14 protein-coding genes and 2 tRNA genes are annotated in these 14,836 nt (G+C 66.8%); 9 read left to right on the forward strand and 7 right to left on the reverse strand.

The genetic code is table 11. The annotated features are described in order from the left end of the window. Positions 1-51: 51 nt before the first annotated feature. A complete protein-coding gene (locus JHC99_RS12195; RefSeq protein ID WP_292154586.1) occupies positions 52-1,380 on the forward strand; it encodes an MATE family efflux transporter in 1,329 nt (442 codons plus the stop codon). Between the two features lie 530 nt (positions 1,381-1,910). Here the strand turns inward: JHC99_RS12195 and JHC99_RS12200 are convergent. Continuing rightward, entirely contained in the window at positions 1,911-3,227 is a 1,317-nt protein-coding gene (locus tag JHC99_RS12200) for an amidohydrolase family protein (protein ID WP_292154588.1), read from the reverse strand. Positions 3,228-3,375: 148 nt separating this feature from the next. On the opposite strand from JHC99_RS12200, the gene JHC99_RS12205 reads away from it, so the two are divergent. Further along, entirely contained in the window at positions 3,376-4,047 is a 672-nt protein-coding gene (locus tag JHC99_RS12205) for a murein L,D-transpeptidase catalytic domain-containing protein (RefSeq protein WP_292154590.1), read from the forward strand. Positions 4,048-4,326: 279 nt separating this feature from the next. Here JHC99_RS12205 and JHC99_RS12210 read toward each other — a convergent pair whose 3' ends face one another. Beyond that, entirely contained in the window at positions 4,327-4,845 is a 519-nt protein-coding gene (locus JHC99_RS12210) for a hypothetical protein (RefSeq protein ID WP_292154593.1), read from the reverse strand. A 208-nt stretch (positions 4,846-5,053) separates the two neighbouring features. On the opposite strand from JHC99_RS12210, the gene metG reads away from it, so the two are divergent. Continuing rightward, positions 5,054-6,763 (forward strand): methionine--tRNA ligase, encoded by a 1,710-nt coding sequence (metG, locus tag JHC99_RS12215; protein ID WP_292154595.1) that lies wholly within the window; start codon positions 5,054-5,056, stop codon positions 6,761-6,763. On the opposite strand, the gene JHC99_RS12220 is transcribed toward metG, so the two are convergent. The 3 genes from JHC99_RS12220 to rlmB all read right to left on the reverse strand — a co-directional run bounded on the left by JHC99_RS12220 (position 6,760) and on the right by rlmB (position 9,129). Next, entirely contained in the window at positions 6,760-7,284 is a 525-nt protein-coding gene (locus tag JHC99_RS12220; RefSeq protein WP_292154597.1) for a hypothetical protein, read from the reverse strand. The genes metG and JHC99_RS12220 overlap by 4 nt on opposite strands. 22 nt (positions 7,285-7,306) lie before the next feature. Further along, positions 7,307-8,113: a TerC family protein gene (locus JHC99_RS12225; RefSeq protein ID WP_292154599.1), complete on the reverse strand. Its 807-nt coding sequence runs from the start codon at positions 8,111-8,113 to the stop codon at positions 7,307-7,309. Positions 8,114-8,187: 74 nt separating this feature from the next. After that, on the reverse strand, positions 8,188-9,129 hold the full coding sequence (rlmB, locus tag JHC99_RS12230; protein WP_292154601.1) for a 23S rRNA (guanosine(2251)-2'-O)-methyltransferase RlmB: 942 nt from the start codon (positions 9,127-9,129) through the stop codon (positions 8,188-8,190). Positions 9,130-9,275: 146 nt separating this feature from the next. On the opposite strand from rlmB, the gene JHC99_RS12235 reads away from it, so the two are divergent. Further along, positions 9,276-9,359 (forward strand) — tRNA-Tyr (locus tag JHC99_RS12235). 411 nt (positions 9,360-9,770) lie between these two features. On the opposite strand, the gene JHC99_RS12240 is transcribed toward JHC99_RS12235, so the two are convergent. Together JHC99_RS12240 and JHC99_RS12245 are read right to left on the reverse strand one after the other, a co-directional pair. Next, positions 9,771-9,855, reverse strand: a tRNA-Leu gene (locus tag JHC99_RS12240). 51 nt (positions 9,856-9,906) lie between these two features. Then, positions 9,907-10,158 carry a FliM/FliN family flagellar motor switch protein gene (locus JHC99_RS12245; protein WP_271144734.1) on the reverse strand — a complete coding sequence of 84 codons (252 nt, stop codon included), beginning with the start codon at positions 10,156-10,158 and terminating at the stop codon, positions 9,907-9,909. A gap of 77 nt (positions 10,159-10,235) precedes the next feature. Here JHC99_RS12245 and lipB point away from each other — a divergent pair, with 77 nt between their 5' ends. The 5 genes from lipB to JHC99_RS12270 all read left to right on the forward strand — a co-directional run. Beyond that, on the forward strand, positions 10,236-10,952 hold the full coding sequence (gene lipB / locus JHC99_RS12250) for a lipoyl(octanoyl) transferase LipB (protein WP_292154604.1): 717 nt from the start codon (positions 10,236-10,238) through the stop codon (positions 10,950-10,952). Positions 10,953-11,093: 141 nt separating this feature from the next. Continuing rightward, on the forward strand, positions 11,094-12,575 hold the full coding sequence (locus JHC99_RS12255; protein WP_292154606.1) for a hypothetical protein: 1,482 nt from the start codon (positions 11,094-11,096) through the stop codon (positions 12,573-12,575). A gap of 105 nt (positions 12,576-12,680) precedes the next feature. Further along, on the forward strand, positions 12,681-13,175 hold the full coding sequence (gene msrB / locus JHC99_RS12260; RefSeq protein WP_292154608.1) for a peptide-methionine (R)-S-oxide reductase MsrB: 495 nt from the start codon (positions 12,681-12,683) through the stop codon (positions 13,173-13,175). 64 nt (positions 13,176-13,239) lie between these two features. Then, positions 13,240-13,827: a hypothetical protein gene (locus JHC99_RS12265; RefSeq protein ID WP_292154610.1), complete on the forward strand. Its 588-nt coding sequence runs from the start codon at positions 13,240-13,242 to the stop codon at positions 13,825-13,827. 129 nt (positions 13,828-13,956) lie between these two features. Beyond that, positions 13,957-14,836 (forward strand): acyl-CoA dehydrogenase family protein (locus JHC99_RS12270; RefSeq protein ID WP_292154611.1); only part of this gene is annotated, 880 nt, incomplete at its 3' end.

Here is a 14,836-nt window from a genome sequence, read left to right on the forward strand (position 1 = left end):
AGGGAGACGGTTGACCCGCAGCCCCGCCCGTGGTCCCTCCCGCGTCCCATGTTGAGCCCCGCTACACGATCCGCGACGAAAGACCTGCTGCATCTCGCTTGGCCGGTGATCCTGGCGCGGCTGGGGATCATGACCATGGGGCTGACCGACGTGATCGTGGTCGGAAACTGGTCCAGCGAGGAGCTGGCCTATTCGTCCCTGGCCCTGGCCCCCATGAGCATCGTCGTGACCACGGCGGTCGGCCTGATGATGGGGGTGCAGGTGATGACCGCCCGGATGCTGGGCGAGGGGCGTCGGGCCGAGGTCGGGGCGGTGCTGAGGCGGGGCCTGGTCTATTCGCTGCAACTCGGCGTCGGGGCGATGATCGTGCTGTGGCTGCTGGGGCCGCTGGGGCTGAGGCACGCGGGGCTGGCGGATGGTCTCGCTGAGGGGTCTTCGCCGGCCCTGCGCATCTTCGCCCTGTCGATGCCCGGCTATCTGGTCAGTGTGGCGGCGCAGTTCTTCTTGGAGGCCCTGCACAAGCCCAAGCCGGGGATGTGGGCGATGTGGATCGCCAACGGGGTCAATCTGGCGCTCAACCTGTTGCTGGTGCCGGATGTGCTGGGGCTCGGGATCGACGGAGCGGCGGCCTCGGCCTGGGCGACGTTTGCGGCGCGGACGTCGCTGGCGGTGTTCCTGGTGGTCTATATCGTGCGGCTGCCCGAGGCGCGGGCGTTGGGGGTGTTTGCCAAACCGGTAGGCGATATCGCCGCCGAGCGTGAGCAGAGGAAGGTCGGATACGGAGCCGGATCGAGCTATTTCATCGAGGTCGGGGCGTTCGCGGCCATGACCTTCATCGCGGGCCAGCTGGGGGCGATCGAGACCTCGGCCTGGGCCATCGTGCTGAATGTGTCGGCGATCGTCTTCATGGTGCCCATGGGGATGTCGGCGGCGACGGCGGTGCTGGTCGGGCGGGCTTACGGGGCAGGGGACGGGCCGGGCGTGCTGCGGGCCGGGCTGGTCGGACTGGGCGTTGTCAGCCTGTTGACGGTGCTGGTCGCGCTGGGACTGTGGGCGACGGCTCCGTGGGTGGCCAGCGCCTATAATCGCGATCCGCTGCTGCTGGCGGTGGTGACCCCGGCGCTGGTGCTGGCGACGCTGTTCTTCGTGGCGGACGGGATCCAGGTGGTGTCGGCCTCGGCCAACCGGGCGGCGGGCGATGTCTGGTGGCCCACGATCATGCATTTCGGGGCCTATACCCTGGTGATGATGCCGCTGGGCTGGGTGCTGGGGCACAGGCTGGGCGTGGACGGCCTGGTCTGGGCGGTGATCATCGCCAGTCTGGTATCGTCGGTCCTGCTGACCGGGCGGTTCGTGCGGGTCGCGCGGCGGATCGGCTGAGGCACGGCCGGGAGCGACCGGCCGCCCTTCGCCGGAGCCGACCCCGTGGCGGCTGGCGGTCCAGAAACAGGCCGCCAAACCGCCAAACCGCCATTGGGTCGCAAGTCGAACGCTGCGAAATCAACAGGTTACCGGATCGGCGTGGCGGCGCCCGCCACATTATCGGAAATCTCCCTTGGCAAGCGGACGCGGGCACCTGGCGTCAGGACGTGAAAACTCGACAGCACAGGTGGGGAGGGCAGGCATCTATTCAAGGGTCGAAGAAGAAATAATTCCTACCAAAAGATCTAGAGTTTTATAGGCATCATCTCGTTCGTCATCCTCGGGCTCGTCCCGAGGATCCAGACTCACGCTGGTGCCATGAGGCGGTGTTTTTGATACAAGACGTCGGCAGCTCCAGTCATGGCTGACGACGGCGTTTCCGGATCCTCGGGACGAGCCCGAGGATGACGAAAATTCGAGCCGGTGAAACTGAGTACAGACCCTAAATCGCGTCGTTGCCCGTGTGCAGATCCCGGGTCTAGTCCGCGTCACTCATCAAGGTAGACGACGCCGCCCTTCATCACGAAGTCCATGTCTTCCAGCGCGGTGACGTCGCTGAGCGGGTCACCCGACACGGCGACGATGTCGGCGGGCATTCCGACGGCGATGCGGCCGGCCTGATCCGAAATCCTCAGGTGTGCCGCCGCCCCGACGGTGGCGGACTGGATGGCCTCAAGCGGGGTCATTCCGGCGCGGACCAGAAGGGCGAATTCCTGGGCGTTGTCGCCGTGCGCCGAGACGCCGGTGTCGGTGCCGAAGGCGATGCGGACGCCGCCGTCATGGGCGCGGCGGGCCATGTCCAGCATCTTTGGCCCAGCTTCGAGCGCCTTGGCGGTCTGGGCCGGGGTGAAGAAATTGGTCGGCCCCGAGGCGATCCGGGCCACGAAGTCGCCGGCCAGCAGGGTGGGCACCAGATACGTCCCTTCGCGCCGGAACAGGCGGATCGATTCGTCGTCCAGATAGGTACCGTGCTCAATCGAGTCGCCGCCGGCCCGCAGGAACGCGTTGATGCCGTCGACGCCGTGGGCGTGGGCGGTCACCTGTCGGCCCATGCGGTGCGCGGCGCCGACGATGGCGGCCAGTTCCTCGTCGGAGAACTGCTGTGACAGGCCCGCGGCGGTGTTGGACAGGACGCCGCCGGTCGCGGTGATCTTGATGATGTCGGCGCCCGAACGGACCTGAAGCCGGACCGCACGCATGCAGTCGTCGGCTCCGGAGCAGACGCTTTCGGGCGACAAGAGATGCATGACGTCTTCGCGGAAGCCGTTGATGTCTCCATGACCGCCGTGGATCGAGACGGACGATCCGGCGGCGATGATGCGGGGACCGGCCACGTCGCCGCGCCGGACCGCGTCACGCAGGGCGAAGATGGCCTCGTTGGACGCGCCCAGGTCCGCCACGGTGGTGAAGCCGGCCATCAGGGTCTTGCGGGCATAGCCGGCCCCGACCATCGCCTGTTCGGCGTTCGACTGGGTGACCTCTTCCAGACGGCCGTTAGGGTTCTGCTGGCTGGTCAGGTGGACGTGGCTGTCGATCAGGCCGGGCAGGACGAAATCGTCCCTCAGATCGACGACATTGCCCTGTCCGACGAAGCCGTCGCGGATTTCGACGATGCGGTTGCCGGCGATCACGAGAGTTTTATCGCGCTGCACAACACCCGTCGCGGGGTCGGCCAGAAGTCGCCCCACTTGCACGAACGTCGTTCCCGCATCGGGTGAAACCGTCGGCGAGGCGGGCGTTTGCGCGGCCACCCCTGTCGCCAGAACCAGCCACAATGCCGGCACCGCCACGTTAAGCTTGATCATCATTTTCTCCCGAAACCCGGATTTCACCATAGATGGGAAGGGCCGCGCGCCAAGGCGCAGGTTGTGTAAAACCTGATCTTCGGTGACAAACAGCCACTTGGATCAACCGCGCGAGGGGCGTCGCATGCGGCTATCAAGGCGAGGACTTGTGTTGGGCGGTTCGGCGATGCTCGCCGGCTGTGCCACCAATCAAGCCGTTCAGGCTCCGGTTCAACTCGCCCAGGCTGTTCCGGTTCCCGCGCCCGTCGCCCCGCCCGCGCCGCGCATCGTCTATGAGCGCGCCGCCCCGCCGCCGCTGGATCCCTATCGCCGGGTCCGCCCCGAACTGATGCAGCGCGCCATGCAGGCGCTGGACGTGCATCACCGCCGCATTCCCCTGCGCGACCGGATGTATCTGGTCGATTTCCAGAAATTCTCGGGCGAAGAGCGGTTCTACGAGGTCGATCTGTATTCGGGTCAGGTCACGGCCTTCCGCACCTGCCACGGCCGGGGCTCGGACCCGGAGCATTCGGGATACGCCCGCACCTTCTCCAACACCCCCGAAAGCTTCATGTCCTCGGTCGGCGCCTATTCGACCGCCGGCGCGGGCTGGGGCTCGCAACAGGGGCCCAATGTCCTGCTGGACGGGCTGGAATATTCCAACAACATGGCCCGCGAGCGGGCCATCATCATCCACGGCGCCGACTACGCCGACCCCGACTTCCTGGCCCGCGAAGGCAAGCTGGGGCGGTCGTACGGGTGTTTCTCTGTGGCCCACACCGACCTGCCGGCCCTGCGCGAGCGGATGGGCGAGGGTCGGCTGCTGTTCGCGCAGGCTTAACGGGGCCTCCTTCTGCTTCCGTCATTTCGGGCGAAGGCGAGCGCAGCGAGCCGTAGATCCGGAACGAGGCGGCGCGCGAAAGCGCGAACCTGTCACGAACGCATCTGTATCCAGCATTTGGCGCTACGCGCCGCCCTTCGGGTCGCCTTCGCTTGGCTAAGCCGCCGCTTGGTTCCGGGTCTCCGCTGCGCGGCGCCCGGAATGACGAAAGTGGGGAGATGACCGATAGCGACCCGTGGAGGAACCATAGGCTGGTCACCGCAAGTCAGACATTCTGCCTCACCGACTTACTGTGAGCGGGAGAGCCGCGCCGGGGACAACGAAAATCTGATCAGCGTGGACAACGGTGACGTGGGTTTGAAAATAGAACTGACCGGTAGGTTGGCCATTTGCCAAGACATTGATGCGAACACGACGGGCGACGCCATTGACCACGATAGTCCTGCCGATAAGGCGACGCTCTGGCGGACCTTCAAGTTGGTTCGCCACGGAGGAGGCGACAGGCCCGCTCAACGCGACCGTCAGCGTATCGACATCTCGATAGTCGAGAGCAGAATTAAGGAAAACACGTTCACCATCTCGTCCACCGCCCTTGACGACGAAGGCGAACTGGCCGGGAAGACCCGACGGCCCAGCTTCGTTTACGTCACGGACGGCTTCTGCAGCGGAGTAGACCCGTGGCTCCGCGTACTCCGGACGTGCCGCCTGTTGATCAATCTGTGAGCTTGCCGACGTCGCCACAAGAGCGGCAGTGATCACCGCCCCGACAACGCTGATTGTGCGGACTGTTGCTCTCATACTGTGCTCCGTGGGGTGCGCCCCTAAATGCTCTAACTACCACAAGGTGTTAACACCTGCATGTCTGCTGATCCTGCTTCTGTGACACCGCAAGTTCTTACTTTCGAGCAAGGCCGCACAGCCGCAATCCGCCCATCCCACCCATCAGCATTTTGAGCAACCGGCCACCCGCTCTATATGCGTCCGCTCCCTTCGCTTCCGGATTCCCATGGCCCGCATCCTGATCACCTCGGCCCTGCCGTACATCAACGGCATCAAGCATCTGGGCAATCTGGCCGGATCGATGCTGCCGGCCGACGTCTGGGCGCGGTTCAAGCGGGGGCAGGGCCATGAGGTCCTGTATATCTGCGCCACCGACGAGCATGGCACGCCGGCCGAGCTGGCCGCTGCCGCCGCCGGCCAGGACGTGCGCACCTATTGCGACGAACAGCACCAGATCCAGAAGGCGGCGGGCGAGGCGTTCGGCCTGAGCTATGACTGGTTCGGCCGGTCGTCGAATGCGCCGAACCACCGCCTGACCCAGCATTTCGCGCACGCGCTGGAGGCCAACGGCCTGATCGAGGAGCGGGTGGACCAGATGGTCTATTCGGTCGATGACGCGCGGTTCCTGCCCGACCGCTATGTCGAGGGGACGTGCCCGCACTGCGCCTATCCCAAGGCGCGCGGGGATCAGTGTGACAACTGCGGGCGGTTGCTGGACCCGACCGACCTGATCGATCCCTATTCATCGGTCTCCGGCAGCCGGAACATCGAGGTGCGCGATACGCGACACCTGTATCTCTTGCAGACGAAGATCGAGCCCCAGATCCGGGCCTGGGTCGACGGCAAGACCGGCTGGCAGCCCCTGGCCAAGTCGATCGCCTACAAGCATCTGGACGAAGGCCTGATCGACCGGGGCATCACCCGCGACCTGGCCTGGGGCGTGCCGGTCGTGGGCCCCGACGGCGGGCCGCGACCGGGCATGGAGGGCAAGGTCTTCTACGTCTGGTTCGACGCCCCGATCGAATACATCGGCGCGACCGAGGAATGGGCCGAGGCCAATGGGGGGACCTGGCGCGACTGGTGGCGGACCGACGAGGGCGCGGACGACGTCCGCTACGTCCAGTTCATGGGCAAGGACAACGTCGCCTTCCACACCGTCAGCTTCCCGGCCACCATCATCGGTTCGGGCGAGCCGTGGAAGACGGTGGATCAGCTCAAGGCCTTCAACTGGCTGAACTGGTACGGCGGCAAGTTCTCGACGTCCGGCAAGCGCGGGGTCTTCATGGATCAGGCGCTGGAGCTGCTGCCCGCCGACTACTGGCGCTGGCACCTGACGGCCTATGGACCCGAGGGGTCGGACGCGGCCTTCACCTGGGAACAGTTCCAGTCGACGACGAACAAGGACCTGGCTGACGTCCTGGGCAATTTCGTCAACCGGATCGTCAAGTTCACGGAATCCAAGTTCGGCGGGGTCTTGCCGGATGGCGGTGAGCCCGGCCCGGTCGAGGCTAAGCTGATAGCCGATGTCGAGGCGGGGCTGGCCGAAGCGACCGCCGCCTTGGAGGCCATGGAGTTCAGGAAGGCCTGTCAGGCCATCCGTGCCGTCTGGGTTCTGGGCAACGAATATCTGCAGGTCGCCGCGCCCTGGACCGCGTTCAAGACCGATCCGGCGCAGGCGGCGGTGGGGGTGCGGATGGGGCTGAACCTCGTCGCCCTGTTCGGGCGGTTGGCGGCGCCGGTGATGCCGTTCTCGGCGGTGAAGATCGCGGCGAGCGTCGGCGCGACCGACCTGTCATGGCCCGCGCCGGGCGAGGACTGGACGCAGGCCCTGCCGGTCGGCCGGCCGGTCCAGGCCGCCGAGGTGCTGTTCAAGAAGATCGAGGACGCGCAGGTCGCCGAATGGACCGAGCGGTTTGGCGGGGCGGAGGCGGCTTAAAGGTCGCCGCCTTCGGCCTCTTCCATGCCGACGAGGGCCGGGCTGACGCCGTACTGCCGGGGCCAGGCGACGGCGGGGACGTCGGTGGGTCCCACGGCCATTTCCGCAATGGCCCAGACCCCGGCGGTGCGCTTCAGCAAGGCGACGACGGTGGTCCCGTCCATCATGCCTTCCTCGGCCGCCCGCGCCATGTTGGTCTTCGACAGGTCGAGCTCGGCGCCGTCCGCCGCCACGGCGGGGCCCGAGACATAGGCCCAGTCGCCCTCGGCCCGCGCGATCTCGACATTGACCCTGGCCGGTACGCCCAGCGATCGCGCCACCGCCGCATCCAGCGCCGCCACGATCGGGGCGCGGGCGGGATCGGTCTCCGCGAGGTCGGTCAGGACAGCGGGTGTCGGAGCCGGTTCCGGGGTGGTTACAACAGGGGGCGCGACCTCGGGCACCGAAGCCGGTTCCGGCGCGGGCTCGTCACAGGCCGCGACCAACAGACAGGCGACGGCGATCAGTCGGAAATGGCTCATGGTCTTCCCCCCCGGGACAGGATTACGGCTTGGCGATCGCCTTCTGAGCCAGACAGATCGTCAGCTTTTCGCCCACCTCGGGCCGGCAGGATTTCTGGACCTCTTCGGCCGAGATATCGAGGAAGGCCGGGGCGCTCGCATTGTGCGACTGCACGGCGAGGGCCCGCACCACGGTGGAGCGATAGCCGTCCCAGATCATGTGCACGGCGACGTACAGCACGATGACCAGACCGACATAGCCGATCCAGCGGTACTTGCTCAGCAGCTTGGCGATGTAGGTCGCCGCCACGCCCATCAGGCCGATCGACAGCACCAGGCCGAACACCATGATCCAAGGATGGTCATGCGCGGCGCCCGCGACGGCCAGCACATTGTCCAGCGACATGGTCACGTCGGCGATCAGGATCTGGACCAGGGCCGCGCCGAAGGTCTTGCGCTTCAGGCCCATTTCCTCAGGGGACGGCCCCTTGCCGTGCTCTATGGCCAGGGCCAGCTCGAGTTCGGCTTCCGCCTCGGCCTGGTCGTGGGTGCGCGCTTCCTGAAGCTCGCGCCACATCTTCCAGCACACCCACAGCAGCAGCACGCCGCCCGCGATCAGCAGGCCGATGATGGCCAGAAGCTGCACGGTGACCAGGGCGAACACGATCCGCAGCACCACGGCGGCGGCCAGGCCGATCAGGATGGCCTTGCGGCGCAGCTCCTGGGGCAGGGCGGCTGCGGCCAGGCCGACAGCGACGGCATTGTCGCCGGCCAGGACCAGATCGATGGCGAGCACCTTGCCGAGAGCCGACAACTGGCTGGCGAGTTCGGGGGACGAGAGAAATTCCATCGCGGCTCTCTAGCGGCTGGGCGTCGATGCGCCAAGTCTCCTCCCGTCGGTGCGCCGACGGGGAGGATAGGGTGTCAGCCGCGCTGCTTGCGGGTGGCCTCGTACAGGGCGACGGCCGCCGCATTGGACACGTTCAGGCTCTCGAAACCGCCGGGCATCGGGATCTTGGCCAGCACGTCGCAGTGTTCGGCGACCAGCCTGCGGATGCCGTCGCCTTCGGAGCCCATGACCAGCACCGTCGGGCGGTCGTCCAGCGCGGTCTCCAGCGTCTCCTCGGATGATCCGTCCAGCCCTACGGCGCGCCAGCCCAGGTCCGCCAGCCGTTCCAGCGCACGCGACAGGTTGGTCACCCGTGCGCAGGCCAACCGCTCGGTCGCCCCGGCAGAGGCCTTGGCGAGGGCTCCGGCCAGCGCAGGCGAGTGCCGATCCTGAACCACGATGCCGCGTGCGCCGAACGCGAGCGCCGAGCGGAAGATGGCTCCGACGTTCTGGGGGTCGGTCAGCTGATCCAGCATGACGATGATTCCCTCGGCCGGATCGGCGATGTCGTCCAGCGACACCCCTTCCAGCGCCGCCACCTTGAACACCATGCCCTGATGCACGGCCCCGGCCGGAAGCATCCGGTCCAGCAGCTGGGCGTCCATGACCTCGACCTTGTGACCGTGCAGGGCCAGTCCGTCTCGTTCGATCTCGGTCGCGCGATCGGCCGTGGCCAGCAGGCGACCCATGCCCTTGCGCGCCGGGTTGGCCAGCGCCGCCACCACCGGATGGCGGCCCCACAGGAAGTTGTCGGCGTCCGGCCCCGCACGTTGCGGCCGGGGTGCGCGCTGGCTTTCGGCAAAGGTCTTCTCGCGCGGATTGGGGTTCCACCCACCCCCCTGGCCACCGCGGTCGCCACCGCCCGATCCTGAGCCGGGCCCGGCCTTTTTCGGACCGTCGCCACCGCGCGGAGCCTTGCCGGAAAAGGGCGCCGATTTGCCCGATTTCCGGTCGTTGCGTTCTGGATTTCTCGCCACTATAAGACGCCCTCCGATTTGGAGCCCTTGGGCTTTCGGGTCTGGCGCTCCCTCTATCTCAGGCGTGTCAGGATACCGAAGGCTTTTGTCACGACGGCGGTGGAAACATCATCGTTGCGGTGTCCGATAGGTATCGAAAACGCGCTGGGGGAATGTCCCGAGCGGCAAAGGGGGGGGACTGTAAATCCCCTGCGTAAGCTTCGCAGGTTCGAGTCCTGCTTCCCCCACCACGCGTTTTCGATCCTGACGACCGGGTGTTCGATAAGGATCGGCAGCGGCAGTTTCCCTGAGAAAACATAAAACTACCGTAATTTCCTTGCGGGAGTTCGACACGGGTTGCGCAGCCGCCGCTCAAGCGGATCCGCAGAGTCTCAATGTGCCTCTGACAGCACGCCTCACAAGATCACTGTCTGTGCCTTGACGGGTCGGCATCGAATCCCAAGACGTCGGATCAGAACAAGTCTGGCTTCGGCATCCGGTCGGGGTCCGCTCGACGACCTGAATCGCCATACGCCTTTGGGGCGACAACGCGTGTGCGAACCACACGGTGGCGTTCGGTGGAATCTGGGGTGGGCTGGACGGTGGACTGATCCAAGAGGTTCCCGACAGACCGGGTTGGATCAGAACATCACAGCGTCTGATGGTGCGGTCGAGAAGACTCGAACTTCCACGGGTTGCCCCACAGCGACCTCAACGCTGCGCGTCTACCAATTCCGCCACGACCGCTCGCATCGGAGGCGGGGCAATAGCGGAGGTCGCGCCGGAAGGGAAGGGGGTTCAGGCGGCTCCGGCCATGAAGTCATAGACGTCCGCCGCCCGCGTCACGGTGATCGCGATGCGGTCGTCGCGGATTTCGATCTCGCCGCGCGCGACGGGGTGGTTGTTGGCCAGGATCCAGACCTCGTCGTGTTCGGAGGCATCCAGCGGGATCACCGCGCCGCGACCCATCCTCAACAGCTGAGACATCGGCAGGACCGATCGGCCCAGCACGACGGAAATCTCGACATCGACGGCGTCAATCTGGCTCAAGGCGTACTCGGTTCATGCAAGGGGCCGCGCAAGCGACAGCCCTTGCGCAGGGGCCCCCGACGCCACATTGAGTCCTCATGCTTGCCGACCCGTTAAGCCCCGCCGGAATTCGGCTACACCGCGACGACGACCGACCCGTAGAATGGGCCGTCTCGACCGGTCTCGTCGGCTATGACGACGCCGTCGCCGCCATGGAGGCGCGGGCCGCGGCGATATCGGCAGGCGAGGCGTCGGAACTGATCTGGCTGCTGGAGCATCCCCCGCTCTATTCGGGTGGGGTGTCGGCGAAGGCCGACGATCTGCTCGATGTCGCGCGGTTCCCGGTCCACCGCTCGGGGCGCGGTGGACAATATACCTATCACGGGCCGGGCCAGCGGGTGGCCTATGTGATGCTGGACCTGAACGCCCGTGGTCGCGACGTCCGCCGGCTGGTGCGCGCCCTGGAACAATGGCTGATCGACAGCCTGGCGACCTTCGGCGTCGAGGCCGGGGTGCGTGACGGCCGGGTCGGGGTCTGGGTCGAGCGCAAAGGGGCCGGATGGTCGCGCGAGGACAAGATCGCCGCCATCGGCGTGAAGGTCAGGAAATGGGTCACCTTCCACGGCATCAGCCTGAACGTGGAGCCCGACCTCGACCATTTTGGCGGCATCGTGCCGTGCGGGATCACCGAGCACGGGGTGACCAGTCTGGTCGATCTCGGGGTCCTGGCCACGATGGACGAAGCCGATGCGGCGTTGAAGGGTGCGTTCGTCACGATCTTCGGACCCGTGACACCGGCCATGCCGCCGGTTTGACCCGTCACGCCCCTTTGTCGCCGTGATCTTCGCGACAAATCGGCTCCTGGGGTCGCTTCGCGGGGGATCGGGCTTGGCAAGTCCGGCGCGGATCGCTTTAACCCTCTCATCCCTTCGTGACCGGCTCTGGAGCCTGCTTTCATGCATCGACTGTTTACCGCCGCCGCCGCCTTTGCGGCGCTCGCCATGGCCGCAGGGGCCGCGACCGCCCAGGATTTCCGGGCCTTTGCGCGTCAGGATCTTCAGGCCGCGCACGATGAGCTGCGCGCCAATCACCCGGCGGCTGTCGTCGGCGGCGCCGCGGCCCAGACCTTCAATGGCTGGATCGACGCAGGCCTGGCCGACTCCCTGGCCAAGGTGGCCCAGGTCAACTCGGGCGACAGCCACGCCTATCTGATGCGCTACTATGCGCGCGGCTTCCGCGATTCCAACATCGCCATGACGCCCAGCTTCGAGGGCCTGAGCCCCTATTTCGCGATCCAGTGGCCGGGCTTCACGACCGGCTGGCGCGGCGGCAAATATGTGGTGACCTATATCAAGCCCGGCGTTCGCGGCACGCCGCCCCTGGGTGCCGTCCTCGTCGACTGCGGCGGCAAGACCGCCGAACAGATGGCTCAGGACAAGCTGGATCGCTGGGAAGGCGACTTGACCAGTGAGGCCGGCCGGATCAACACCGCCCCCTTCCTGCTGTGGAACCGCAACAACCCCTTCACGACCGGCACGCCGGGGGCCTGCAACTTCCAGGTGGGTGGCCGTGGTCGTCCGCGTGAGTTCCGCCTGATGCCGCAGCCGCCGCTGATCGCGGATCTGGAAGCGGCCTATCGCTCGACCGTCTATCAGCCCGGCCCGACCCCGCTGGGCATCGAGACGGTCAACGGCCGTCCGTGGCTGCACGTCCATTCGTTTGCCGACACCGCCGGCTGGGACGCCTTCAACGCGGCGGTCCAGGCGCAAGGGCCCGCCCTGCGCAACGGCTTCGTGCTGGATCTGCGCGGCGCGCGGGGCCAATCCTACACCTCGACGGCGCGCGGCTATGGCTTGGCCAACCGCATCTGGACGCCCGAGTTCACCGTCAGCCGCCAGCCCGCCGCCGGCGAGATCACCTATCGCGCCACCCCCGGCAACCGTGCCTGGTACGCCGCCACCCTGGGCCGGATGCAGGCCGACCCGCGCTTCGTCCAGGAAAGCGCGCCGGTGATCGAGGAAACCCAGGCCATCGTCGCCGCCTTTGACGCGGCCATCGCCTCGGGGCAGCGGAGCTTCACCCTGGCCGGCCGTCCCGCCACGCCGGACACCGGTGCCGCCAACCCGATCGCCGGACCGGTGGTCGTGCTGGTCGACAGCGGCTGTTCGGGCGGTTGCCTCGATACGCTGGATCTGCTGACGCGCCTGCCGAACGTCAGACTGGCCGGGTCGGTCACGGCGACCGACTCGATCTTCATCGAACAGACGACGATGCGCCTGCCGTCCAACTATTCGGACCTCAGCTTCGGCCACAAGGCCTGGACCTCGCGTCAGCGCGCCAACAACACCCCGTTCACGCCCCAGCCGGCCCTGACCTACGCGGGTAACCCGTCGGACGAGGCGGCGGTGCGCGCCTGGGTGGCGACGCTGATGCAATAAGCAGGGGCGCTATCGCGCGGCTCGCGGAGCCGCGCTGCTTGAGCGCGTCGGAAACTTTGGGCCGGTCGGGGTGCAACCTCGGCCGGCCTTTCCTATTTTGAACCCATGACCGACACATCGACCGTTCCGACTCCGCTGCGTTCCGCCTCCGGCTATGACCTGACCCCGCCGTCGGAGGGCCAGCGGGTTGCGCTGGAAGCCGACCTGAACGCCGAGGAAAAGCGGGTGCTTTTGTCCCACGGGACCGAGGCGCCCTTCTGTGGCGTGCTGCTGGGTGAGAAACGTCCTGGCGTCTTCTGCTGCCGCGAATGCGGCCTGCCGCTGTTCAAGGCCACGACCAAGTTCGAGAGCGGCACCGGCTGGCCCAGCTTCACCCAGCCCGTGGACGAGGCGCACGTCACCGCCATCGTCGATCGTTCGTACGGCATGACCCGGACCGAGACGACCTGCGCCCGCTGCGGCAGCCATCAAGGCCACGTGTTTCCCGACGGCCCGCCGCCGACCGGCTTGCGCTACTGCATCAACTCCGTCGCCCTGACCTTTGTCGAGGAGGGCCGGCCCTTACCCGATCCGTTGCGCCGCGGAGATGGAAACGCCTGACCTTGGCCGCATTGTTCGCTAGGGTAGCCTCCAGTCATTGGGTTGGGTCGCTGGAGTTCGCCGCATGTTGATCGCCATCCTCGCCGCCGCCGCCCTGTCGGGCGCGAACGATCCCGAGGCCGTGGTCGCGACCGCACCGAGAGGCCGGCAGTCGGTCGCCACGGACGCCGTCGCGCCCGTCGCCGGCGAAATCCCTCCGGCCTCCAGCCAGACCATCACGCCCCACGGCCTGACCACAGCGCAGCAGATCGACGGCTGGATCGGGCAGGGCAGGGCGAACACCAAGCCGTTCGCCGATGATGCCCTGGGCCGCGATCCCTGGGACCAGCCCAACGACCGCAAGATGCATGGCGAGGTTTTCGCCGCCGTCGGGTCGGGCGACTACACATCCTTCGGCGGCCGGGTCTCGATCCCGATCGGCGAGACTGGCCGCGTCGATCTCAGCTACAGCGAATCGAAGAACAGCCCCTGGGGCTATGGCTACGGATACGGCTATCCCGGCCGTGGCCCGGATGCCCTGCTGTACGGCCCCGGCTATCGCGGGGCCTATGATCCGTTCTTCCTGGGCAGCGGCATCGTCTATCCGGGCAGAAGCACCAGCTTCGGCCTGCGTTACGAGAGCGACGCCGGCGAAAAGCCCAAGGACGACTGATCCCGTCGGCATGGCCTCCCGAATGGGTCGGCCGGTGCATCATTTGCCCCCGATCGGGGTGAATTTCGCAATTTCGACGGCGGGTTTGTCGGGCTAGGATGACGAGACACTCTCGCATCAGGCCTGTTCATGAGCATTCCCTTCGCGCCCCAATCCATGGAGTTCGGCCTCGGCGAGAACGCCGACATGATCCGGGAGACGACGGCCCGCTGGGCGGCCGACCGGCTGGCGCCGCGCGCCGCCGAGATCGACGAGACCAACACCTTCGCCCGCGACCTGTGGCCCGAGATGGGCGAGCTGGGTCTGCACGGCATCACGGTCGAGGAAGAGTATGGCGGGCTGGGGATGGGGTATCTCGAGCACGTGGTGGCGATGGAGGAGGTGTCGCGCGCCTCGGCCTCGATCGGCCTGAGCTACGGGGCCCACTCCAACCTGTGCGTCAACCAGATCCGCCGCTGGGGCAATGAAGAGCAGAAGGCGAAATATCTGCCCAAGCTGATCTCGGGCGAACACCTGGGGTCGCTCGCCATGTCGGAGGCGGGTTCGGGCTCCGACGTCATGTCGATGCGGACGAAGGCCGATGCGCGGGGCGATCGCTACATCCTGAACGGCACCAAGTTCTGGATCACCAACTCGCCGACGGCCGATACCTTGGTCGTCTACGCCCGCACCGGGGACGGCAACGGCGGCGTGACCGCCTTCCTGATCGAGAAGGGGATGAAGGGCTTCAGCGTCTCCAGAAAGCTGGACAAGATGGGCATGCGCGGCTCCGACACCGCCGAACTGGTGTTCGAGGATTGCGAGGTCCCGGCCGAGAACGTGATGGGGGCCCCCGGTCAGGGCGCGGCGATCCTGATGAGCGGGCTGGACTATGAGCGGGCGGTTCTGTCGGGCGGGCCGCTGGGGATCATGCAGGCGGCGCTGGATGTGGTTCTGCCCTACCTGCGGGACAGGAAACAGTTCGGCAAACCCATCGGCTCCTTCCAGCTGATGCAGGCCAAGGTCGCCG

The sequence above is a fragment of the Brevundimonas sp. genome, from assembly GCF_016463485.1.
Classification (GTDB): domain Bacteria; phylum Pseudomonadota; class Alphaproteobacteria; order Caulobacterales; family Caulobacteraceae; genus Brevundimonas.